21 protein-coding genes are annotated in these 22,754 nt (G+C 73.9%); 8 read left to right on the top strand and 13 right to left on the bottom strand.

What is annotated here, in order from left to right:
• Positions 1–416: 416 nt before the first annotated feature.
• Together HT134_RS01470 and HT134_RS01465 are read right to left on the bottom strand one after the other, a co-directional pair.
• Complete coding sequence (locus HT134_RS01470; RefSeq protein WP_312887915.1) at positions 417–1,967, bottom strand: glycosyltransferase; 1,551 nt, start codon at positions 1,965–1,967, stop codon at positions 417–419.
• A gap of 643 nt (positions 1,968–2,610) precedes the next feature.
• Positions 2,611–3,654 (bottom strand): Rv2578c family radical SAM protein, encoded by a 1,044-nt coding sequence (locus HT134_RS01465; protein WP_175598430.1) that lies wholly within the window; start codon positions 3,652–3,654, stop codon positions 2,611–2,613.
• Between the two features lie 135 nt (positions 3,655–3,789).
• Between HT134_RS01465 and HT134_RS01460 the strand changes: the two genes are divergently transcribed.
• Positions 3,790–4,053, top strand: a complete 264-nt coding sequence (locus HT134_RS01460; protein ID WP_175598429.1) for a DUF3040 domain-containing protein — start codon at positions 3,790–3,792, stop codon at positions 4,051–4,053.
• A gap of 327 nt (positions 4,054–4,380) precedes the next feature.
• Here the strand turns inward: HT134_RS01460 and HT134_RS01455 are convergent, their stop codons facing one another.
• Together HT134_RS01455 and HT134_RS01450 are read right to left on the bottom strand one after the other, a co-directional pair.
• Positions 4,381–4,860 carry a MerR family transcriptional regulator gene (locus tag HT134_RS01455; protein ID WP_175598428.1) on the bottom strand — a complete coding sequence of 160 codons (480 nt, stop codon included), beginning with the start codon at positions 4,858–4,860 and terminating at the stop codon, positions 4,381–4,383.
• Between the two features lie 10 nt (positions 4,861–4,870).
• On the bottom strand, positions 4,871–5,731 hold the full coding sequence (locus tag HT134_RS01450; protein ID WP_175598427.1) for an SDR family NAD(P)-dependent oxidoreductase: 861 nt from the start codon (positions 5,729–5,731) through the stop codon (positions 4,871–4,873).
• A 158-nt stretch (positions 5,732–5,889) separates the two neighbouring features.
• On the opposite strand from HT134_RS01450, the gene HT134_RS01445 reads away from it, so the two are divergent.
• Together HT134_RS01445 and HT134_RS01440 are read left to right on the top strand one after the other, a co-directional pair.
• Positions 5,890–6,537 carry a PadR family transcriptional regulator gene (locus HT134_RS01445; protein ID WP_175598426.1) on the top strand — a complete coding sequence of 216 codons (648 nt, stop codon included), beginning with the start codon at positions 5,890–5,892 and terminating at the stop codon, positions 6,535–6,537.
• A gap of 203 nt (positions 6,538–6,740) precedes the next feature.
• Positions 6,741–7,604, top strand: a complete 864-nt coding sequence (locus HT134_RS01440; protein ID WP_175598425.1) for an alpha/beta fold hydrolase — start codon at positions 6,741–6,743, stop codon at positions 7,602–7,604.
• Positions 7,605–7,769: 165 nt separating this feature from the next.
• Here HT134_RS01440 and HT134_RS01435 read toward each other — a convergent pair whose 3' ends face one another.
• The 5 genes from HT134_RS01435 to HT134_RS01415 form a co-directional block, all read right to left on the bottom strand.
• Positions 7,770–9,320, bottom strand: a complete 1,551-nt coding sequence (locus tag HT134_RS01435) for a penicillin-binding transpeptidase domain-containing protein (protein WP_312887914.1) — start codon at positions 9,318–9,320, stop codon at positions 7,770–7,772.
• 96 nt (positions 9,321–9,416) lie between these two features.
• On the bottom strand, positions 9,417–10,262 hold the full coding sequence (locus HT134_RS01430) for a lysophospholipid acyltransferase family protein (RefSeq protein ID WP_246363507.1): 846 nt from the start codon (positions 10,260–10,262) through the stop codon (positions 9,417–9,419).
• A gap of 250 nt (positions 10,263–10,512) precedes the next feature.
• The gene (locus tag HT134_RS01425) at positions 10,513–11,112 is read right to left on the bottom strand and encodes an NUDIX hydrolase (protein ID WP_175598423.1); all 600 of its coding nucleotides are present in this window, start codon (positions 11,110–11,112) and stop codon (positions 10,513–10,515) included.
• Between the two features lie 25 nt (positions 11,113–11,137).
• Positions 11,138–12,400: a sensor histidine kinase gene (locus HT134_RS01420; protein ID WP_175598174.1), complete on the bottom strand. Its 1,263-nt coding sequence runs from the start codon at positions 12,398–12,400 to the stop codon at positions 11,138–11,140.
• Entirely contained in the window at positions 12,397–13,050 is a 654-nt protein-coding gene (locus HT134_RS01415; RefSeq protein WP_175598422.1) for a response regulator transcription factor, read from the bottom strand. Before HT134_RS01415 ends, HT134_RS01420 begins: the two co-directional genes overlap by 4 nt.
• Positions 13,051–13,245: 195 nt before the next feature.
• On the opposite strand from HT134_RS01415, the gene HT134_RS01410 reads away from it, so the two are divergent.
• The 4 genes from HT134_RS01410 to HT134_RS01395 all read left to right on the top strand — a co-directional run bounded on the left by HT134_RS01410 (position 13,246) and on the right by HT134_RS01395 (position 17,025).
• Complete coding sequence (locus tag HT134_RS01410) at positions 13,246–13,767, top strand: hypothetical protein (RefSeq protein ID WP_175598421.1); 522 nt, start codon at positions 13,246–13,248, stop codon at positions 13,765–13,767.
• The gene (locus HT134_RS01405) at positions 13,764–14,822 is read left to right on the top strand and encodes a peptidoglycan-binding protein (protein WP_175598420.1); all 1,059 of its coding nucleotides are present in this window, start codon (positions 13,764–13,766) and stop codon (positions 14,820–14,822) included. The genes HT134_RS01410 and HT134_RS01405 overlap by 4 nt, the downstream gene beginning before the upstream one ends.
• A gap of 173 nt (positions 14,823–14,995) precedes the next feature.
• Positions 14,996–15,724 (top strand): ABC transporter ATP-binding protein, encoded by a 729-nt coding sequence (locus HT134_RS01400; RefSeq protein ID WP_217707339.1) that lies wholly within the window; start codon positions 14,996–14,998, stop codon positions 15,722–15,724.
• 95 nt (positions 15,725–15,819) lie between these two features.
• Complete coding sequence (locus HT134_RS01395; RefSeq protein WP_175598418.1) at positions 15,820–17,025, top strand: ABC transporter permease; 1,206 nt, start codon at positions 15,820–15,822, stop codon at positions 17,023–17,025.
• 340 nt (positions 17,026–17,365) lie between these two features.
• Here the strand turns inward: HT134_RS01395 and HT134_RS01390 are convergent, their stop codons facing one another.
• Positions 17,366–18,436, bottom strand: coding sequence for a pectate lyase family protein (locus HT134_RS01390; RefSeq protein WP_246363506.1), 1,071 nt, complete (start codon positions 18,434–18,436; stop codon positions 17,366–17,368).
• Between the two features lie 136 nt (positions 18,437–18,572).
• Positions 18,573–20,642: a HelD family protein gene (locus tag HT134_RS01385; protein ID WP_175598417.1), complete on the bottom strand. Its 2,070-nt coding sequence runs from the start codon at positions 20,640–20,642 to the stop codon at positions 18,573–18,575.
• A 74-nt stretch (positions 20,643–20,716) separates the two neighbouring features.
• Here HT134_RS01385 and HT134_RS46680 point away from each other — a divergent pair, with 74 nt between their 5' ends.
• Positions 20,717–21,316, top strand: a complete 600-nt coding sequence (locus HT134_RS46680; RefSeq protein ID WP_175598416.1) for a TetR/AcrR family transcriptional regulator — start codon at positions 20,717–20,719, stop codon at positions 21,314–21,316.
• On the opposite strand, the gene HT134_RS01375 is transcribed toward HT134_RS46680, so the two are convergent.
• Positions 21,302–21,886: a hypothetical protein gene (locus tag HT134_RS01375; protein WP_175598415.1), complete on the bottom strand. Its 585-nt coding sequence runs from the start codon at positions 21,884–21,886 to the stop codon at positions 21,302–21,304. The genes HT134_RS46680 and HT134_RS01375 overlap by 15 nt on opposite strands.
• Complete coding sequence (locus tag HT134_RS01370) at positions 21,883–22,704, bottom strand: NmrA family NAD(P)-binding protein (protein ID WP_175598414.1); 822 nt, start codon at positions 22,702–22,704, stop codon at positions 21,883–21,885. Before HT134_RS01370 ends, HT134_RS01375 begins: the two co-directional genes overlap by 4 nt.
• Positions 22,705–22,754: the final 50 nt, after the last annotated feature.

Raw genomic sequence — 22,754 nt, 5'->3', positions numbered from 1 at the left:
TATATTGAATTGATCCTTCGGTCAAATGAACGCGCTTCGTGCGGCTGTCGGCTACCGAACGTGGAGGTGCCGCTGACCCGGCTCGGGCTCGGACCGGCCACCCCGGCCCCGCGCGCCCGCCGGCTGGACGACGAGTACCGGACCCGCGACGCCGTCGTGGACGCTGCGGCTGTCGGGGGAGTCGGTCCTCGTCCTCGACGAGACCGATTTCCCGTCCGCCGTCAGCCGGACACACCGGTCGTCAGCCGGACCCGCCCGTCGACGGCCGGACAGGCGGTCGAACGGCCGGCCGGTACGACAAGACCCCGGCAGTCTCATCCTGCCGGGGTCTTCCCGCTCTGCGCCGACCCGCCGGCGGCTGCCCGCCCGGGATCTCTCGGGGATCTCCCGCGGGCGCTCGCCAGGTCGCGGCCGGGCTACGCGGGCGGGGCGGCGGCCCCGTTCACGGTCTGGCGGCGCAGCTCGAAGGCGCCCCGGCCCGGCACGTCGCCCGGCCGGTCGAGCCCGCGGACGCGCTCCTCGCCGCCGGACCCGTCCTCCCACGCGCGGGCGTCCTCGGAGTCGCGGGGGTCGTCGGCGTCCTCGGCCTCGTCGTTCTCGTCCTGGGCGTCGTCGGCGTCCTCGCTGCCGTCGGTGGCGTCGGCGTCGTCCCGGGAGGCGTCCCGGGGTCCGGACGTGTCCTGCGGGGCGGCGGGGGCCGGGGGCTCGGGCTTGACGTACGTGCCGTTGCGGCGGGCCAACAGCTCCTCCAGCAGCGCGTCCCACTGCGCGCCGACGGCGTCGACGTCGTACGTGCGCGCCGTCTCCAGCGCCCCGGCGGCGAGACGGCGGCGCAGGTCCTCGTCCTCGATCACCCGCATGATCGCCGTGGCGAGGTTGGCGTTGGTACGGGGCTTGACGAGCAGCCCGTCCACCTCGTCGGTGATCATCTCCTTGGGCCCGTGCGGGCTGTTGAAGCTGACGATCGCCAGCCCCTTGGCCATGGCCTCCAGGATCGTCATCGGGAAACCCTCGTGCCGCGAGCTCAGCACGAAGATCGAGGCCTTCTCCAGGTCAGCGCCCACGTCCGTCGTCGGGCCGGGCAGCACGACCTTGCCCTCCAGGCCGGCCTCGGTGATCTGGGCGCGCAGGTTGTCCTCCTGCGGCCCGGCGCCGTAGATGCGCAGCTGCCAGTCCGGGTGCGCCTGCGCGACCGTCTCCCACGCGGTGATCAGCCGGTGGAAGCCCTTGAGTCGGGTCATGCGGCCGACGGCCACGACCACCTTGGCGTTCAGGTCGGCCGTGCCGCCTCCCATGGGCGGCACGGCGTTGGGGATCCGCACCAGGCGCTTGGGCTTCTTCGGCAGCGTGTTGCGGTAGTCGCGCAGGTCGGCCTTGGTCAGCGTGGTGAGCGCGTCGAAGCGGCGGTAACGCCACTTGATGAGCTCCTGCATCGGCTCGACCTGGGTGCGCAGGGCCACGTGCTCCTGGCCGATCGTGATGACGCTCGGCAGCGCGAGCTGGGCCATCGCCAGGTTCAGCCCGGGCCGGGTGGCCATGAGGACGCCGGTGTCGAGGGAGCGGATGTAGCGGGCCAGCTGGAGGTCGGTCCAGAGGTTGAACCGGTGGTAGGCGGTCTCCTCCTTGGGGATCAACCGGCTCGGCATCTTCGACAGCATCGCCCGCATCGGGTCGGGGCTGGGGTTCAGCCGGTCGTCCAGGAACCGGAACCTGACCCTCGGGTCGATGGGGAAGAACGGCTCCTCGGCTTCCTTCAGGATGCTGACGATCTCCACGTCGTGCTCGCGCGCCAGGTAGCTGGCAAGGTTGAACACGGTCCTGATCGTGCCGCCCATGCCGTACGCGTGGAGCAGGAGGATCCGCACCTGACGAATGGAGGGGGGCGGCGCCTTGCGCGCCTTGCGCCGGTTGTAGCCCTTGTACAGCCTCACCATCGCCGACTTGCCCTTGCGTGCCAGTGCGCGCACCAGAGGGGTCCCCCTTGACTTGAGAGTGTCACAACACACATGGCCGGTGGCGAGCCGCTCTCACCACCGGCTTATTGTCTCGCTTCGGCGGAGTGCACCATTCATCCCCGTGGCACTATCCCCACCTATGATCATTAGACGCCGCAAATGGTCTTAAGGTTGCATCGGTGATCGAGCCGAAACCAACCTGGGCGAGGTCTCCCGGGACGGCGCGCACGGCCCCTGCGTGTCCCCGCGTCCGGAGCGGCGGGCGCGACCGGCGAGGTCGATGTGGTGCGGCCGGGTGCCGGCGAGGCGGGCTCGGGGGTGACCTGGCACGGCTGCGGAGCGGCTGTCTGGTGCGGGGGCGGGGGTGGGCAGCCGGGACGTGGCCGCGGCTGCCCTTCAGGTCACCGGCTAGACCTCGTCCGGCTTGCGGGTGTCCTTCTTCGCGTCCTTGACCTGCCTGCTGGTCTTGATCGCTTCCTTCTTGGACTTGCCGGACTTGGTGGCCGGTTTCTTCTTCGTGTCTGCCATGGTTTCCCCCGTGTGGCTATGGTGCCCGAATGGCACACTAAGCCGCTTAATACCCATTCGGCCCCGAAACACGACATAGCATCATCAGTGAGTCCTCATGGCATCGGTCTCACCGGCCTCAGGCCCGTCAGAGCAGGGTGAGCTGCTCCGGCGCGGGGCCGGCGGCGGGCGGCGCCGGGGGAGGGGGCGGGCCGATGCGGCGCCTTCGCCTCGCGTCGGCGGCGCCCACCCTGTAGCGCTCGGCCAGGCCCCTGACCTGCTCGATGATCCGCCGCTGGTACTCGCGCGGCGCGTAGGAGCCCCTGCCGTACAGCTCCAGGTAGCGCGGCACGAGACGCGGGTGCTCGCGGGAGAGCCACGCCAGCCACCACTCGCGCGCCCCCGGCCGCAGGTGGAGCACGATCGGCGCGATGTGCGTCGCGCCGGCCTCGGCGATCGCCTTGACCGTGCGCTCCAGCTCGGCGGGGGAGTCGGTGAGATACGGCAGGATCGGCGCCATCAGCACGCCGCAGCCGACGCCGCGCTCGTTGAGCGTGGCGCACACCTCCAGGCGCCGCCGCGGGTCGGGGGTGCCCGGCTCGACCTGGCGCCAGACGTCGGCGTCGAGGAAGGCGACCGACATATTGGCCCCGACGTCGGTGACCTCGGCCGCCTCGGTGAGCAGGTCGAGGTCGCGCAGGATCAGGGTGCCCTTGGTGAGGATCGAGAACGGATTGGCGGCGTCGCGCAACGCGCGCAGGATGCCCGGCATGAGCTGATACCGGCCCTCGGCGCGCTGGTAGCAGTCGACGTTGGTGCCCATGGCGACGTGCCGCCCCCGCCAGCCCGGGGCGGCCAGCTCCCTGCGGGCCAGCTCGGCGGCGTTGACCTTCACCACGATCCTGGAGTCGAAGTCGGCTCCCGCGTCGAGGTCGAGATAGCGGTGCGTGTTGCGGGCGAAGCAGTAGACGCAGCGGTGGCCGCAGCCCCGATAGGGATTGATCGTGTACTCGAACGGGACGCGGCTGGCGGCGGGGACCCGGTTGATGATCGAACGGGCGTGGATCTCGTAGAACGTCATGCCCCGGAACTCGGGGGTGTCGAAGGTGCGCGTGGCAGCGCCGCGGGCGAACAGCGGCACGACCGGATCATCCGCATTCGTCTCCGTCAGGCGGAGGTTGTCCCAGCGCATGCCACTGATTAGAACAGAGGTTCGAGCGTGATCGCAAACGGAAAAGAGGCGGCAATTACCTGACAGGGCGGGGGCTAATGATCTTCAGGGTTGGGCAGAACACCCGCACAGAGCTTGCGTTCCGGAGGTGCATCCATGGCCTGGTCGCAGGACGAGGAGCGATTGCTGGCACAGATCGAGCGGCACCTCGTCGATGACGATCCCCGTCTCGTGGCGCGACTGGAGTCGTTCAACGAGCGAGTCCGCCGCAACGAGGCGAAGGCCGCCGGCCAGGGGCCCTTCGGGCGGAGGCCGCGCCGCTCCACGGTGATCATCCTGATCAGCTGGGTGCTCATCGCCACGCTGGTGGCCACCCTGCTGGTCATGGTGCTCCAGCACGGAGGCGTCACGTCCCTCTGATCCCGCAATTCCCGGCTCGGCAGCTGTGTAGCCGTCTTGGGTGGATTTTTGAGGCTTTGTTTGGTGATCGGGTGCGGCGTCCGTAGGCGTCCGTAGAAGGGCGAAAGACGGGGTGGGGCCCCGATGGCGCCGACCGCCGCGGCCGCTCGTGCGGCAGTCGCGCGCGTGGTCGGCGCCGGGGCGCACAGCCCAGTCGGGCGGATGATCCCATCAGGGGGACGATCCCATTCGGGCGGACGATCCGGTCTGCGCGAACGGTCCGATCGGGGGGACGGTCCGGTCGGGCGGATGGTCCGATCGGGCGGACGGTCCGGTCGGGGGGACGGTCTAGAGGTCCTGGACGTCGGGCCCGGTCGAGCCGCCGTACGTGGCGATCTTGTACTCGGTCGCCGCGAGGGAAAGGGTCAGCTCGCGGATGCGGCGGCGGATGGTGTCACGATGTTCGAGCAGCATGTCGAGCCGCTCGGGCACCGTCTCCGTCCCGGCGTCGACGAGCGCGACGTAGTGCTGCAGGTCGCGCATCGGCATGCCGGACAGCCGCATCCGGGTGAGGAACACCAGGCGCCGCACCGCCGCGGCGTCGTAGACGCGGTGGCCGTAGCCGTCGCGGGCCACCTCGACCAGCCCGGCCCGCTCGTAGTAGCGCAGCGTGTGCGGCGAGATGTCCAGCAGGTCGGCGACTTCGGCGATCGTCATCGGCTCGGGCACGTGGGCCGCGTCGGTGAGGGAGTGGATCGCCTCGACCGACAGCGGCGCGTCGTCCCCGAGCGCATCGAGCGCCCTGGTCATCAGGTCGTCGGTGGCCATGACGGCCAGCCTAGACGGGCCGGACCGACGCCGGGGCGTCGGCGAAGTCCGCGCCGCGGGCGATCGGGGCCCACCGCTCGACCTCCTCCAGGCCGCGCCGGTACACCCCCGAGATCCGCTCGACCGCCTCGCGCCCGAGCGGCAGCCGCAGCGGCACCTCCTCGCCGTGCGCGAGGGACACGATGATCTCCGCCGCCCGAACCGGGTCCCCTTCCTGGAGGCCGTCGGCCCCGGCCATGTCCGCGCGGACGGCCGCGAGCAGGTCGCGGTAGGTCTCGGACGCCTCGGTGAACTCCAGCACGTCGGCCGCGTTGAAGCCGGTCCGGAACCGGCTCGGCTCGACGATCATCACACGGATCCCGAACGGCGCGACCTCCCCGGCCAGGGACTCCGACCAGCCTTCCAGGGCGAACTTCGACGCGGAGTACGTCGACACGCCGGGGAACGACATCCGCCCGCCCTGGCTGCTCATCTGCACGATCGTCCCGGCGCCGCGGGCACGCATGCCGGGCAGCGCCGCGCGGACGAGCGCGGCCGGGCCGAACAGGTGCAGATCCATCAGCTCGCGCAACTGCGCGTCGCCGACCTCCTCGACCGCTCCGACCACGGCCCGGCCCGCGTTGTTGACCAGCACGTCCAGCCTGCCGAAGCGGTCGAGGGTGTCGCGCACGAGGTCCGGGGCCGCGGTGACGTCCCGGACGTCGTAGGGGGCGACCATGAAGGTGCCGGGGTACGTGGCCGCCAGGTCGGTCATGCTCTCGGGCCGGCGCACCGCCGCCACCACGTTGTCGCCGGCCGCGAGCGCCGACTCCGCCAGGGCGCGCCCGAAGCCGCGGGACGCGCCGGTGATGATCCAGGTCTGTGTCGTCATGGCGGCGACGCTAGGGCTTCGAGCGCGCTCGAACGCAAACCCCCGCGACCGCCCGGGACGAAGACCGCCGATTTCCCGGCCCTCCAGGGCTGTGCAGAAGGCACTCGCGGCCGTACACTCGTAGACGAGTATTCGTTGACGAGTGAGAGGGGCCGAGGATGGCGAAGCGGCGGAAGGTGGGCAGCCTGCTGGCGCTCGCCGTGCTCTCCGTCGTGGCCCAGCGCCCGATGCACGCCTACGAGATGGCCTCCGTCCTGCGGGCCCGTGGCAAGGACCAGGACATGGCGATCAAATGGGGGTCCCTCTACACGGTCGTCCACAACCTGGCCCGGCACGGCCTGATCGGAGCGGTCGGCAGCGACCGGCAGGGCGGGCGCCCCGAGCGCACCGTCTACGAGATCACCGCCGAGGGCCGCGCCGAGCTGGCCGACTGGACGCGCGAGCTACTGTCCGACCCCGAGGAGACGCCGCGCAGGTTCGAGGCGGGACTGTCGGTCATGGCCGGACTGCCGCCCGAAGAGGTGACCGAACTCCTGCGGCGGCGGCTCGACGCGCTGGAACGGCTCACCGCCGCCCAGCGCGAGGCACTGGAGCGCGACACCGGGGAGCTGCCCCGGCTGTTCGTCCTGGAGTCGGAGTACGCGCTGGCGATGCGCGAGGCCGAGGCGGCGTGGACCCGGTCACTCCTCGACGAGCTGGCCGGCGGCACGTTCCCCCGGCTGGAGGAGTGGCGCGCCTTCCACGGGGCGGGCCGGATGCCCGCGGACGTGGCCGGACTCTCCGAAAGGGGGCGCGTCACGGACTGACCCGAGCGAAGCATCACGGACTGACCCGAACACGCGTGAAGGCCCCGGCGAAGGTGCGGGAACACCGCCGCCGGAGCCCTCGGAAAACCTCGAAGCGAAACCCGCGCGGGGCGGATCCCGGCCACGAGATGGCACTCGCAAGCATATCCGGGCCTCCCCCGCGTGGACTTCCGGCACGTCCACACCACGGATGGGGAACGACCATGAGCAACGTGAAGGCCGCCGTCGAGCACGTGACCTCGGCCGACGGCACCGCCATCGCCTACCGCACCCTCGGCTCCGGGCCCGCCGTCGTGCTGCTGCACGGCATGATGCAGAGCGGGCCCAGCAACATCGAGCTGGCCCGCGCGCTGGCCGGCACGCACACCGTCCACGTGCCCGACCGGCGCGGGCGAGGGGCGAGCGGCCCGCGGCGTCCGGGCCACAGCGCGCGCAGGGACGTCGAGGACGTCTGCGCGCTGCTCGACGCCACCGGGGCCCGCGACGTCGTCGGCGTCAGCGCCGGCGCGATCGTCGCGCTGCTCACCGCGCTGGCCCGGCCCGACGTGCGGCGGGTCGTCGCGTTCGAGCCGCCGCTGGGCCTCGACGGGGCCGGCGACACCGGCTGGATCGCGCGCTTCGACCGGGAGATCGCCGAAGGGCGGATCGAGGCCGCGCTCGTCACCGGCATGCTCGCCGCCCGCCTCGGGCCGCCCGGCTCCCGGCTGATGCCCCGGCGGCTGCTCGAACGGCTCACCACCGCGTTCATCGCCCGCCAGGAGCGGGACGGGGACGGCGAGGAGCCCGGCTATCGCGAGCTGGCCCCGACGATCCGCCACGACGGGCTGCTGGTGGCCGAGACGGCGGACCTCGTGCCCCGCCTGCGGGAGCTGCGGGCCGAGGTGCTGCTGCTCGGCGGCACCAGGAGCCCGGCGTACCTGAAGCGCGCGCTCACCGCCCTGGAGGGCGCGCTCCCGCACGCGCGGCGGGTGGTGCTCCGGGGCGTCGGCCACGAGGCCACCGGCAACGCCGCCAACAGAGGCAAGCCTGAGCTGGTGGCCCGCGAGATCGAGCGCTTCCTGACCTGAGCCTCCGCTCACCGGCCGCGCGAAAGCCCCGCGGCCGGTGAGCGCGGGAGACCCTGTGTGCGGGAGACCCTGTGTGCGGGGGACGTTGCGTGCGGGGGAACGTTGCGTGCGGGGGACCCTGCGCGCGGGAGGCCGTGCCCGCTGGAGGCCGTGCGCGCGGGAGGGTCAGAGGCCGCGCAGGAAGGCGGCGGCGATCGGCGCGGCGACCTTGCCGCCCGTGCCGCCGCCCTCCACCACCACCGCGAACGCCACGTCGCCCTTGAACCCCATGAACCAGGCGTGCGTCTTCAGCTTGTCGCCGGTGCCGTACTCGGCGGTGCCCGTCTTGCCGTGCGTGCCGGCCGGCAGGCCGGAGCCCTTGGCCGTGCCCTTGGTGACCACGGCGGAGGTCAGGGAGTGCATCGCGTCCTTGACCCCGTCGGGCAGCGGGTGCTCCTGGGCCTTCTGCGGCAGCCCCGGCACGAGGGTCGGCGGACGCCAGGTGCCGTCGGCGATGGCGGCGGCCACCGACGCGATCGACAGCGGGCTCGCCGTGATCCTGGCCTGCCCGAACGCCTCGGCGGCCAGCTCGGCGTCGGACTGGGCGCGCGGCATGCTGGCCTTGGTGGCGGGCACGCCGATGTTGAGCGGCTGGTTGAAGCCGACCGACTCGGCCGTCTCAAGCAGCTTGTCGGCGCCGAGGCGGCGCTCGGCCATCGGCGCGAACGTGGTGTTGCAGGAGTGGGCGAAGGAGTCGAGGAACGACAGCGACCCGAACTCCTCCTCCTCGGAATTGCGGATCTTCAGCCCGCCCACGGTCGCGTACTTGGGGCAGGTGACGGAGTCGCCGGGCGCGACGCCCTCGGCCAGCAGCCCGATCGCCGTGACCGCCTTGAACGTGGAGCCGGGCGGGTAGCGGCCGTCGAGGGCCCGGTTGAAGCCGCCCACGTTGTTGACCACGGCCAGGATCTCGCCCGTGCTCGCCTTGATGGCGACCATGGAGGTGGGCTTGTCGACGTCCTTGACCGCGGCGACGGCGGCGGCCTGGGCGCGCGGGTCGAGGCTGGTCTTCACGTCCTCGCCGTCGGTGCCCTCGATGGTGTGCAGGGTCTTGCCGCCGACCTGGATCTCGGTGGTCGGGGTGCCCGCGAGCCGCTTCTGGAACGTCTCCTGCAGCCCGCCCCGGCCGACCGCCTGGCCGACCTGGTAGGCGCTGCCGAGCTTGGCGACGTCCTTCTTGGTGGCCTTGTCGAGGTAGCCGACGAGCTGCTGCACCGAGCCGCCGGCCTTGCCGTCGTCGATGCGGCCGCCGTCGGCATCGGTGATCTTCGCGCGGTCCGGCCAGCTCGTCTTGATCTTGAATGTCGCGCCGGAGGCGAGCGACGGGTGGAGGGTGGCCGGGGTCCAGTCGACCTTCCAGGCGCGGTCGGCGACCTTGAGGTCGATGCGGCCCTGGTAGGTCCACTCGCCGATGTTCTTCAGCTTCAGGGTCGCGGTGTACGGCACGCGGGCCCGGTCGTCGGACTCGGTGAGCGGGCCCAGCTTGATCTGCGTGGACTCGACGGCCAGGGCGGTGCGCATCTGGTCGTAGGCGGTCAGCGGCTGCTGGGTGGCCAGCTCGGCCCGCATGGCGGCCGTGTCGCCCGCCTGCCAGGCCGCGGCGTACCGCCGGGCGGTCTCGGCGGGCGTGCCCCGCGTGTGCAGCAGATACCAGGCGCCGCCCCCTGCGGCGCCCACTGCCAGCACGGTGATGCCGGATACGATCGCGATGGTGCGGCCACGCGCCACTGGTCAGCCCCCTGGTCCTCGGCAGCGCTTGCTCGGTCCCCGAGCTTAGCCGCGCGCGCCGTCCCCCGCGTCCGAAGCGGCGATCTTGGACGTGGCCTCGCCGGCCCCTCCGGCCGCTGAGCCGTTCGCCCGGGACCCGTCCGCCCTCGCCCCGTTCGGCGCGGAGCCGTTCGCCCCGGAGCCGTTCGCCGCGGACCCGTTCGACGCGGACGTGCCGCCGTCGGACGCCGGCGTGTCGCCGTTGGAGGCGGCCTTGACGCTGGCGGCGTACGCCGGCACGTACTCCTGGCCCGAGAGCCGCTGGATGGCGGCCATGATCTCGTCGGTGACCCGCCGGCGGTCGCGGGCGTTGGCGTGGCTGCCCTCGAACGTCATCGGCGCCCCGATCTTGATGCCGATCCGGGCCGGGCGCGGCACCTTGGCGCCGACCGGGAGCACCTTCTCGGTGCCGCTGAGCGCGACGGGCAGCACCGGCGCGCCCGTGCGCAGGGCCAGCCACGCCACGCCGATCTTGCCGCGGTAGAGGCGGCCGTCGGGTGAGCGGGTGCCCTCGGGGTGGATGCCGAACAGGTCGCCGCGCTCCAGCACCTCGGTCGCCGCGTCCAGCATGGCCTGCGCGGCGTGGGCGCTCTCACGGTCGATGGGCAGGCTGTTGCCCAGGCGCATGAACCAGCCCGCGACCGGATTGCCGGAGAAGTACTCGTTCTTGGCGACAAACGTCACCGGCCTCGGCAGCAGCGCCGGCAGCAGGAACGAGTCGAGCACGGACAGGTGGTTGGCGGCCAGGATCGCGGGCCCCGTCCTGGGCACGTGCACCGCGCCGGAGATGTGCGGGCGGCACATCACGTGGGCGAGCGGTGTGGCGGCGAACTTGACCACTTGGTACAGCAATGGGCTCTCCTGGCGGATCGTCGGTCGGCCACCCCACCATAGAGCAGGCGCCCCGGCCGGAGCCGGGACGCCTGGAAAAGCATTGAGGCCGATGTGGCGGTCGCCTCCTCGGCGAGGTGCACAACACGGCTCCAGCCGAACGGTATTCCGTGAAGGCGGTAATTTGCGGCCCGGGGGACACAGACCACATCGGCCACTCGACTCTAACGGACATCCGGTGACGCGTATTCCATCGGACCCAAAGATTCGGTCACGTCCTGGTCCACTCCGGCTGTGCGACGTCGAAGACCCGCAGGTCACGGCCGCGCAGGGCCACTTCGGCGAACTGCCACAAAATCGCCCCGGTCGGCGCGTGGACCACGATCGAGGGGCCCAGCGGCATCTGCAGCAGCCCGGCGGCGGTCCAGCGCGGCACCCCGGGGGCCAGGAAGCGCTCCAGCGGCACGGCGTGCACGGAGGCCACCTCGCGGGCGTCGGCCACGGGCCGCTGCCGGCCGCCGAACGCCACGACCGGTGTGATCGCGAACCCGGAGTCGGTGACGTAGTCGTCCAGCAGCCCCGCCACCTCCACGCCGCGGACCGCGGTCTCCTCGGCCAGCTCCCGCAGCGCCGCCTCGACCGGCCGCTCGCCGTCCTCCAGCCGCCCGCCGGGCAGCGCCCACTGGCCGGCGTTGCGGCCGTGCGGTGAGCGCCTGATCAGGACGGTGTACGGGGCGCCCGCGTCGTCCTCCAGCACGCATACGGTGACGGCGGCGCGGCGGACACCGGGCGCGGGTGGCGCCTCGCGGCGGGGGAAGGCGGCCAGGCGGGAGGCGACCAGCTCGCGCAGCTCGCCGATGGAGGGAAGCACCGGCCCAGGATCCCACGCCCCAGGATCACGCTGTCGGGACGGCTCCCGGCAGCCGCACGGTGACGCTCAGGCCGCCCTCGGGCCGGGCCTCGGCGGTGACGGAGCCGCCGTGCGCGTCGCAGATGGCCCGCACGATGGACAGCCCCAGTCCCGCCCCCCGCGCCGAGCGCACGCGGTCGCCCTGCAGCCGCCGGAACGGCTCGAACAGGTCCTCCACCTCGTACGGCGGGACCGCCGGCCCGCTGTTGGCCACCGTGGCCACCGCCTGGCCGTCCTCCTCGCGCACCCGCACCCACACCTCGCCGCCGCGCACGTTGTACTTGGCCGCGTTCTCCACCAGGTTGAACAGGCAGCGCTCCATGAGCAGCGGGTCGCCCGCCGCGAGGGCCGGGCGCAGGTCCGCGTGGACGGCGAGGGGCCGCTTGCGCCCGGCCAGGTCGAGCTGGTCCAGCACGGTGCGCGCCACCTGCGCCACGTCCACGGTCTTGCGCACGGCCAGCTCCTGCTCGGACTGGGCGAGCAGGAGCAGGCCCTCGATGAGCCGCTCGTAGCGGGCGTTGGTGCCGAGCAGCGCGCGGGCCAGCGCCTTGAGGTCCTCCGAGGCGGCCGGCTCCTCCAGCGACACCTCCAGCACGGTGCGGTTGATCGCCAGTGGGGTGCGCAGCTCGTGCGAGGCGTTGGCGATGAAGCGCCGCTGCCCCTCGAACACCTGGTGCAGCCGGTCGAGCATCGCGTCGAAGGTGTCGGCCAGCCGCTTGACCTCGTCGGGCGGCCCCTCCAGCGCGATCCGCTCGTGCAGGTTGCTCTCGGACAGCCGGCGCGCCGTCTCGGTCACCCGGTCCAGCGGGCGCAGCGCCCGGTCGGCGACCAGGTAGCCGAGCACGACGGCGAGGACGCCGAGCAGCACCATGATGAGCGCCGAGGAGCGCAGCATGTCCGCCAGGACGGTCGCGGCCCGCTGCTGCACGTCCGCGGTCGTCTTCTGGAACAGCACGTCGTCGGGCGGCGGCTGGACGAGCGCGACCGGCTTGTTGGTGATGATCTTCGTGAAGCCGACGGAGAACTGCTGGCTGAGCGCCCGCGCGGTCAGCAGGTACGTGGACCACAGCAGCAGCGACCCGGCCACGAAGAACAGCCCGCCGTACAGGAGCGTCAGCCGCACGCGCAGGCCGAGCCGGTGCCACGGCCGCACCCGGCCGGGTGAGCCGCGCCACGACCGCCACGAGCCCCCGAGCCGGCCCCCGAGCCGAGCGGTCCGGCGCGTCGTGGGCGCCGTGGGCGCCGTCACAGCCGGTACCCCCGGCCCGGGACGTTCTCGATCAGCGGGGGAGCGCCGAGCTTGCGGCGCAGGGAGGTGAGCGTCACCCGCAGCACCCCGCTGGCCGCGTCGGCGTACTCGTCCCACGCGCTCCTGCGCAGCTCCGCCGAGGTGACCAGCCGCCCCTCGGCACGCAGCAGCGCGTGCAGCACGTCGAACTCCTTGCGGTTGAGCGCGACCGGCCGCCCGTCGCGCGTGACCGTGCGCCGGCCCGGGTCCAGCAGCAGCCCGGCCCGCTCCAGCGGCGCCGGACCGCCCCGCCGGGAGCGCCGCGACAAGGTCCGGATCCGCGCCACCAGCTCGGCGAACGTGAACGGCTTGACCAGGTAGTCGTCCGCGCCGAGGGTCAGCCCGTCCACCCGGTCGCGCACCCGACCGGCCGCCGTCAGCATGAGCACCCGGCCCGCCGCGGCCCCGCCCGTCAGCTCCCGGCACACCTGGTCGCCGTGCACCTCGGGCAGGTCGCGGTCCAGCACCACCACGTCGTACGGGACGTACGCGGCCAGCTCCAGCGCCTCCTGACCGTCGTAGGCGACGTCCACCGCGATGGCGTGCAGCCGCAGCCCGCGCGCGATGGCGTCGGCCAGCTCCTCTTCGTCCTCCACGACGAGCACCCGCATCCCCGGGCCCCCTTTCCGTTCCGCAACGACAGTGGCGGATCGGGTGTTAGCGGCGGATAAGCGCCGGGGCGTTCGGCGTGCGCGGGGTGCGTGGCGTGCGCGGTGTGCGCGGCTTATCGCCGTTTAGCACCGGCCCCGCTGGAGTGAGCGTCGCGCCGCGGCGAACGACCGGCGGCGTCCCCGAAGGAGACGACGATGAACGTACGACCCCTGCTGGCGGCCGTCTGCGCGGCGGCGGCCCTGAGCGCCTGTGCCGCCAAGGCGCCGGCCTCGGACGGCGTGGCCAGCGCGGGCGGCGCCACGGCGAGCCCCGGCGCCTCCGCCGCCGCCACGGCCTCCCTGGACCCCAGGAGCGCGCAGCTCAAGTTCGCCCAGTGCATGCGCGAGCACGGCATCGAGATGGACGACCCCGAGCCCGGCGGCGGCATCCGCATCAAGTCCAGGAAGGGCGACGAGGCGAAGATGCAGGAGGCCCAGAAGGCGTGCGGGCACTTCATGGAGAACGCGGTCGGCAAGCTGCAGGGCAAGATGGACCCCAAGGCGCGCGACCAGGCGCTGAAGTTCGCCCAGTGCATGCGCGAGCACGGCATGGACATGAAGGACCCGTCGACCGACGGCCGGATCGAGATCAACGTGCGGCCCGGGACGCCCGAGGACAAGGTCGAGGCCGCGCAGCAGGCGTGCAAGGAGTTCGAGCCCGGCGGTGGGCCCCGATGAGGAAGGGGCTCGTGCTCGCCGGGGCGGGCGCGCTCGCGGTGGCCGCCGCGTGGACGGCGGTGGCCGTGCTCGGCGACGGCGGCGCCGGCGCGGCGAACCCGGCGCCGAGGGCCGTCCCCGCCACGGCCGAGATCACCCGGCAGGACCTCGTCGACACCAAGACCGTCACCGGCGCGCTCACCTACTCCGGCGAGCGGCAGGTCACCACCGGCGCGTCCGGCACGGTGACGTGGGTGGCCGCCGAGGGCTCCGTGGTGCGCCGCGGCCACAAGCTGCTGTCGGCCGACCGCAGGCCGGTCGTCCTCATGTACGGCAAGCTGCCGCTGTACCGGGAGCTGCGCCAGGGCATCGACGACGGCCCGGACGTCGAGCAGCTCGAACGCAACCTCAAGGCCCTCGGCTACGGCGACTACCTCACCGTGGACGAGCATTACAGCTACGCCACCCACCTCGCGGTCAAGGAGTGGCAGGAGGACCGGGGGCTGCCCGAGACGGGGCGGGTGGACGCCTCGCAGGTGGTGTTCCTGCCCTCGCTGGTGCGCGTCACCGACGCGGCCGTGGAGGTCGGCGACCGGCTCGCCCCGGGACGCCGGGCCATGACGGTCAGCGGCGTGCGGCGGGTGGTCCACGTGGACCTCGACGCCGACGACCAGGCGCTGGCCCGCAAGGGCGCGAAGGTGACCGTGGAGCTGCCCGGCGGCGAGCGCGTCTCCGGCCGGATCACCTCGGTCGGCACGGTCGCCGAGACCAGCGGCCAGGGCCAGGACCAGAGCGTCACCGTGGACGTCGACATCACCTTGGCCAAGGCGCCGAAGACCCGGCTCGACCAGGCGCCGGTCGAGGTGGAGATGGAGAGCGAGCGGCGCGAGGGGGTGCTGTCCGTGCCGATCGAGGCGCTGCTGGCGCTGCGCGAGGGCGGCTTCGGCGTCGAGGTGGTCGAGGGCGGCGCGACCCGGGTCGTCGGGGTCAGGACGGGCGCGTTCGGCGGCGGCCGGGTCGAGGTCGAGGGCGCGGGACTGGCCGAGGGCATGAAGGTCGGGGTGCCGTCCACATGACCGGCTCCCAGCCTGGCGTGACCGGTTCCCCGTCCGGCGTGACGGACCCCCGGCCTGGCATGACCGGCTCCCCGTCCGGCGTGACTGATCCCCTGCCCGGCGTGACCGGCTCCCCGGCGGGCGTGACGGACCCCCTGCCCGGCGGCCTCGCCTCCGTCGGCGCGGCGTCGTCCATGCCCGCCCCCGGCCCGTACGTGGTCGAGCTGCGGGGCGTGACCAAGGTCTACCCCGGAGGCGTCCGGGCGCTGCGCGGTGTGGACCTGGCCGTGGCCGACGGGGAGCTGGTGGCCATCGTCGGCCGGTCCGGGTCCGGCAAGTCGACGATGCTGCACATGATCGGCACGCTCGACCGGCCCACCTCCGGGACCGTCCGGGTCGACGGCCACGACGTGGCCACGCTGTCCGACCGGGAGCTGTCGGCGCTGCGTGGGCGTACGCTCGGCTTCGTCTTCCAGCAGTTCCACCTCAGCCCCGGCCTGAACGCGCTGGACAACGTGGCCGACGGCCTGCTCTACACCGGCACCCCGCGGCGGGTGCGGCGTGAGCGGGCCGCCGCGGCCCTGGAGCGGGTCGGGCTCGGCCACCGGCTGGACCACCGGCCGTACCAGCTCTCGGGCGGCGAGCAGCAGCGCGTGGCCGTCGCCCGGGCCGTCGCCGGCGACCCGCGGCTGCTGCTGGCCGACGAGCCCACCGGCAACCTCGACTCGGGCGCGGGCGCCGAGGTGCTCGGCGTGCTGCGCGACCTGCACGCGGCCGGCACGACGATCGCCGTCATCACCCACGACGCGGAGATCGCGGCCTGGTGCCCCCGGCGGGTGCGGCTGCTCGACGGCCGCGTCGACGGCGACGAGGGCGACGGGACCGCCCGGCCGGGGGAGATCGTGAAGGGGGCGCGGACATGAGCCGGCGCACACGGCCAGAGGACGCGGACATGAGCCGGGGCGCGCCGCCAGGGGACGCGGGCATGAGCCGGGGCGCGCCGCCAGGGGACGCGGGCATGAAGGGGCGCACGCCGCGCGGGCCCCGCCCGGCCCGGCTCGGCCCGGCCGACGTGCTGCGGGTGGGAGCCGCCGGGCTGCGGGCCCGTCCCGCCCGGGTCTTCCTGTCGGCCCTGGGCATCGCCATCGGCATCGCCACGATGATCGCGGTCATCGGCATCTCGTCGTCGTCGCGCGAGCAGCTCATGCGCCAGCTCGACCGGCTGGGCACCAACCTGCTCACCGTCGCGCCGGGCCGCACCATGTTCGGCGAGGAGGCGGAGCTGCCGCTCACGGCGCTCGACATGGTCAAGCGCATCGGTCCCGTGCGCACGGCCTCGGCCACGGGCACGGTCAAGACCACGGTGCGCCGTACCGACCGCATCCCGGAGGCCGTGACCGGCGGCATCGCCGTGCAGGCCGCCACCACCGAGCTGCTGGCCACCCTGGAGGGCCGGGTCGCCGAGGGCGCCTGGCTGAACGCCGCCACCGAGCGCCGGCCCGCCGTCGTCCTCGGCTCCGAGGCGGCCACGCGGCTCGGCATCACCCGCACCGGGGTGCGGGTCTGGATGGGCGGGCGGTGGTTCACGGTCGTCGGGATCCTGCGGACGATGCCGCTGGCGCCCGAGATCGACCGGTCGGCCCTCGTGGGGTTCCCGGCCGCGGAGAGCCTGCTCGGCTTCGGCGGGCATCCCACGACGATCTACGAGCGGTCCGCCGAGGAGTCCGTCGAGGCGGTCCGCGACGTGCTGGCCCGCACGGTCAACCCGGAGAACCCGGGCGAGGTCGAGGTGAGCAGGCCCTCCGACGCGCTGGCCGCGCGCGCCGCCGCCGCGGGCGCGTTCACGAACCTGCTGCTCGGTCTCGGCGCCGTCGCGCTGCTGGTCGGCGGCGTCGGGGTGGCCAACACCATGGTCATCTCGGTGCTGGAGCGACGCAAGGAGATCGGGCTGCGCCGCTCGCTGGGCGCCACGCGCGGGCAGGTGCGGGTGCAGTTCCTGACCGAGTCGCTGCTGCTGTCGGCGCTCGGCGGGGTCGCGGGGGCGGCGCTGGGGACGGTGGCCAGCGCCGGGTACGCGGTGGCGCGCGGCTGGCCGCCGGTGGTGCCGCCGTGGGCGATCGGCGGGGCGGTGGGGGCGACCCTGGTCATCGGCACGATCGCCGGGATCTACCCGGCCATGCGCGCCGCCCGCCTGTCCCCGACGGTCGCCCTGGCCACCACCTGACGACAGGCCCGCCCTCCTCTGCCCCGCGACGGCTGGTTCCCCCTGCTGAGCGCCGCTCCGGCGGACCTGCCGGGTGGGCTCCCGCTCGGGCCCGGTCGCCTGCGGTCTCCCGTCGTGGCGGCCGGGCCCCGGTCCGCCGGGCGGCCTCCCGCTCCGGCGGGTCCGGCGTCGGCTGTGGCCCGGCCGCACCTCGGGGCGCTGCCCGCGCGGGCGGGCGCCGCCGGGAGGCCCGCGGGGCCCCGGAGACGGCTCTGCGGCGAGGGAGCGCCTAGGGGCGCTTCGCGGGCGGTCTCCCGTCGAGGAAGGCCGCCCGCCGGTGTCGCGTGCCGGTCCAGGCCGGTCAGATGCTGATGCGGCCGGCCCCCGCCCCGCCGGTCACGATGGACTTGACGCTGGAGGCCGCGTCGAGCGGGTAGGAGTACGGGATCCCGGCGACGCTGCCGCCCGCGTCGCCGGTGCCGGAGTTGACGAACTGGTTGTTGCGGGCCACCAGGTTGCCGGCGGGCGAGCTGCCCTCGCCGCGGTGGTAGGGGTCCTTGGTGTTCTCGAAGGAGTTGCCCTCGACGAGCACGCCCGCCTCCTTCGTGGACGCCACGCCGTAGCTGCCGATGCCGGCGTAGTAGTTGTTGTAGACGTGCACGGGGTTGCCGAAGCGCACGCGCGGGTGCCGCTGGTTGGTGCCGTTGAACCAGTTGTGGTGGTACGTCACCCGAAGGTGCCCGCGGTCCTCGGAGCCGTTGTCGTCGCTGTGGCCGAGCAGCATGGTCTTGTCGTGGCTGGAGAACTTGTTCCAGGAGACGGTGACGTAGTCGCTGGCGCGCTTGATGTCCACCGCCCCGTCGTAGCCGTTGCTGAAGGAGTTGTGGTCGATCCACACCCGGGTCGAGTACTGCACGTTGATGCCGTCGTCGTCCCAGTCGCGGAACGAGAGGTTGCGGATGATCACGTTGGAGGCGCTGGCGACGTTGAACCCGCAGCCGGCGATCGTCGCCCCGGAGTTGCCGATGACGGTCTTGTTCGACGTCACCTTGAGCATGCCGGAGCAGGAGATCGTGCCGGAGACCCGGATCACGGCGGCCGAGCCGGACGACAGGGCGGTCTTGAGCGCGGAGGCGGAGTTCACGGTCGTCGGGGACGTGCCGCCGCCGCCGGTGGTGCCGCCGCCCTGGCTGGCCCAGCCGACGGGGGAGGTCTCGGCCGCCGGCGCGGCGGCCGGCGGCTCGTCCGCCCGCTGCACGGCGGAGGCGGGCGCGGCGAGCGCGGTGGCGAGTGCGGTGGCGAGCGCGGTGGCGGCGGCCGCCGCGACGGCCAGGCCGCCGATCAGGGTGCCCGTGGTCGGGGTGCCCGTGGTCAGGCTGCCCGTGGTGCGGCTGCCCGTGGTGGTGCCGGCAGTGCGTCCTCGTGTGCCCATCGCTGTGCTCCTCTGGGATGACCTTCGCGGTCACGGGAAAGCGGTTACCGACACCGTAGGAAAGCGCTTTCCTAGGGTCAAAGGCAGCGATGGGCCGACACCTGTCACGCCGGGCATAGGAGCTGGCCAGGGCGGGTCACGCTGAGCCGGCGGTCGAGAAACTTTCACACGCGCCCTCCTCGGGGGCCCCCGAGGAGCCCTCGCCGGGCCCCTCCAGCTCCGGCGGCAGGGGCCGGGCGTGGACGACGTCCAGCCGGGAGACCGCGCGCGTCAGCGCCACGTACAGCCGGTTGAGCCCCCGCTCCTCCGCCTCGGCGATCGCGGCCGGCTCGGCCAGCACCACGTGGTCGTACTCCAGTCCCTTGACCAGCGTCACCGGCACCACGCTCAGCCGCCCGCCCACGTCGAGGCCCGCGTCCCACAGCGCGGCCTTCAGCCTCTCGGCGTCCGCGTCGGCGGCGATCACGCCGACCGACCCCTCCAGCTCCAGCGCCCCGCGCGCCGCGGCCACCACCCCCTGCTCGACGCCCGGCACCCGGGTGACGCGCAGCAGCCCGTCCGAACGGTACGAGCGGGTCGCCGGCACCCCGGCGTCCAGGGCGGACAGCAGCCGGTTGGCCAGCTCCACCACGGCCGCCGGCACCCGGTAGCCGGTCGTCAGCTCCACCACCCGGGCCTCCGGCCGGCCCAGGGCCGCCATCAGCTCCGGCCACGACCGGGCCGCCCACGGCGTGGTGCCCTGCGCCAGGTCGCCGAGCACGGTGAGGGAGCCGTGCTCGGCCCGCCGCGCCACGGCCCTGCACTGCATGGGCGACAGGTCCTGCGCCTCGTCCACGATGACGTGGCCGTAGCCGCGCGGGCGCTCCAGCATCCCGGCGACCTCGTCGATCAGCACCAGGTCGGCCGCCGACCACTTCACGCTCTTGTACGTGCGCGCGGGCCGCTCCCAGACGACGTCCGCCCACTCGGCGTCGCTCAGCACGCTCTTCCCCCCGGCGGCGGTCCATCGGCCGGACAGCACCTCGTGCACCACCTGCTCGGCCCGTACCGCCGGCCAGATCCCGTCCAGCCACGGCCCGAGGGCGCGGCCGGTGCGGCGCTCCCAGGCGGCGTTCGTGCTGTGGCCGCGCGCCTCGGCCTGGCGCCGCATCAGCGCCACCACCCGGGCCCGCACCCGCTCCCGCCCGATCCCGTACGGCAGGGCGTCGCGCCGCGTGTCGTCCACGATCCGGCGCAGCTCGTCCTCGTCCACCCGCCACCGGTACGACCCCTCGGCCACGGTGACCGGCTCGGCCGGCTTGGCGATCCGCCCGTACAGGGCCCGGCGCAGCACCCCGGCCATCCGGGCGTCGTGCTTGACGGCCGCCGCCCGCTCGCCGTCCTCCGCCCGGACCGGCACCGAGGCGATGAGCCCGTCCAGGGTCGTCTGCTCGACGTCCACCTCGCCGAGCGCGGGCAGGACGGCCGCGATGTAGCCGAGGAAGGCCCGGTTGGGGCCGAGCACGAGGACGCCGCCGCGCTGGAGCCGCTGCCGGTGCGCGTACAGCAGGTACGCCGCCCGGTGCAGGCCCACGGCGGTCTTGCCGGTGCCGGGCGCCCCCTGGACGGCGATCGAGTCGTCCAGGCCGGCGCGGACGAGGTCGTCCTGCTCGGGCTGGATCGTGGCGACGATGTCGCGCATCGGGCCGACGCGGGGCCGCTCGATCTCGGCCGCGAGCAGGCGGCTGCGCCGCTCCTCGCCGCGTCCCAGCCGCTCGTCCTCGTACGACGTCAGCGTGGTGCCCGCCCAGCCGAACCGGCGGCGCACCGCCACGCCCTGGGGGTCGCGCGCGCCCGCCCGGTAGAAGGAGCGGGCCACGGGCGCCCGCCAGTCGATGACGACGGGCGCCCCGCCGTGCTCGCCGGGGATGTGCCGCCGGCCGATGTAGTAGGTGCGCCCCGCGTGCTCGGCGGAGGCGGCGGCGCTCCCGGCGGGGCCGAAGGTGAGGCGGCCGAAGAACGGCGGGCCCTCCGGCTCCTCGCTCAACTCCTTGGCCAGGCTCTTGAGGTGGCGGCCGAGGCGTTCGGCGCTGTAGCGGTCGCCGGCGACGGTCTCGCCGACGATCACGTTGTGGCGCGCGGCGTCGAGCATGCGGTTCAGCCCGGCGCGGCACCGCTCGACGTGACGCAGCTCCTCGGTCAGGCCGCCCAGCTCCTGTCCGTCCATGAACATCCCTCCCGCAAAGCATTAACTCGGTTAAGACTTTAACCAGGTTAACACTTTCTTGCTAGAGTGGACGCATGACAGGACTCAGGCAGCAGCACCGGCAGCGGATCCACGAGGCGATCTCCGAGGCGGCCATCTCGCTCTTCATGGAGCGGGGCTTCGACGAGGTGCCGGTCGCCGAGGTGGCGGCCGCGGCGCGGGTCTCCAAGCCCACGCTGTTCAAGTACTTCCCGACCAAGGAGGACCTCGTCCTGCATCGCATCGCCGACCACCAGGGCGAGGCCGCCCGCGTGGTGCGCGAGCGGGCGCCGGGCGAGAGCCCGCTCGGGGCGCTCCGCCGCCACTTCCTGGAGGGCCTGGCCCGCCACGAGCCGACGACCGGGCTGAACGACCATCCGCAGGTGGTGGCGTACTACCGGCTCGTCTTCTCCACGCCCGGGCTGGCGGCGCGGGTGTTCCAGTACATGGCCGCGGACGAGGCCGCGCTGGCCGACGCGCTCGCCGAGACCACCGACCGGCTGACGGCCGAGCTGCTGGCCGGGCAGGTGCTCTCCGCGCAGCGCGTGCTCGCCCGCCGCTCCTGGGCGGCGCTGGTCGCCGGACGTCCCCTCGAGGAGGTCGAACGGGAGGCGGTGAGCGCGGCCGAGCACGCCTTCGCGCTACTCGGCGCCTGACCGCCCCAGGAGGGTCTCGTGCAGGCGCAGCCAGCTCAGGCGGTCGGCGGGGCCGCGTTCGAACACGACCGTCGAGCGCCGGCCCCGGCCCTGCTGCCACTCCTCGTACGCGGCCACCACCAGGGACCCGGCGGCGGCGACCACGGTGACGTGGCGGATCTCGATCCGGGCTCCCGGCACGCGCCCGTGCGCCGCCTCCACCTCGGCCAGGACCTCGGCCCGCGACAGCAGCCGCCCGTCCGGGGCCACGAGGGCGAAACCGGGGGCGTGGGCGCCGGCGAACTCCCCGAACGCCTCACGCGGCGCCGTCCCCGCCAGCCAGCGCCCGATGACCTCGTGATGCCGCACCACCTCGGCCCGCACCAGCCCCTCCAGCGCCGTGCCCGCCCGCGCCGTCTCGACCAGGGCCGCGTCCGCCCGCGCCGTCTCGACCAGGGCCGCCTCCGCCTGTGCCGTCTCGACCAGGGCCGCCTCCGCCTGTGCCGTCTCGGCCAGGGCCGCGTTCCCCTGCGTCGTCACGGCCCGCGCCGCGGCCGGGGCGTCGATGCCGTCCGTGCCGTGCCGCGTCATCGGGCGGCCCACGGCTGGGCGGCGAGCCACTCTCGCGGCGACGTCACCCGGATCGCGCCGCCCGCCCCCTCGGCGTACAGATCGCGGCCGTGCGCGGCGATCCAGCGGTAGGTGTCCGCGACCCCGGCCGCGGCCCCCGCCCCCAGCGCCGCCGCCAGCCCCGCCTCGAACGCCGCCACGTCCAGCTCCTCGTACCGCGCCCCGAGGGCGGCGGCCAGCTCCACCCCCGTGACCGGCGGTCCCCCGAGCGCGACCGTGGTCCCGACGCGGTCCTCGCCCAGCAGGGCGGCCGATGTGGCGGCGGCCAGGTCGGCGTGGCCCAGCCAGGACACCGGCACGTCACCCGGCAGCGGATGACGCAGCACGCCCGCCTCCAGCACCCCCGGCGCCGCCAGGTTCTCCAGGTACAGCGGCGGGCTGAGCGCCACCGACGGCACCCCGGACGCCAGCGCCGCCGCGGCCGCCGCCCTGCGCGTGTCGAACGCCGCCACTCCCGTGTCCCGCCCGGGCAGCCGGTTGCCGGTGTTGAGCACCAGCCGCCGCACCTGCGCCCCCGACGCCGCGTCCAGAATGTTGCGGACGTACGACTCGACCAGCTCCGCCTCGAACACCAGCGGCAACGTCACCGACACGTGCGTCACCCCGGCGAACGCCGCCGCGACCCGCGCCGCGTCGCCCAGGTCGGCCGCGAACGGCTCCACCCCCTCCGGCGCCGAGCCCGTGCGCGACAGCCCGCGCACCGCGTACCCCTCGGCGGCCAGGCGCCGCGCCACGGCGCCGCCCTGCGCGCCCCCCGCTCCGATGACCAGAATCCTCATGCCGCCCAGCCTCCACCCACGCCGCCGGTACGATCCATAAAGGCGAATCC

Origin of the sequence: Nonomuraea rhodomycinica, from assembly GCF_013363995.1 — a bacterium.
Lineage (GTDB): Bacteria > Actinomycetota > Actinomycetes > Streptosporangiales > Streptosporangiaceae > Nonomuraea > Nonomuraea rhodomycinica.
Note: the sequence above shows the minus strand (reverse complement) of the source record. Positions and strands in the feature narration are given on the sequence as shown.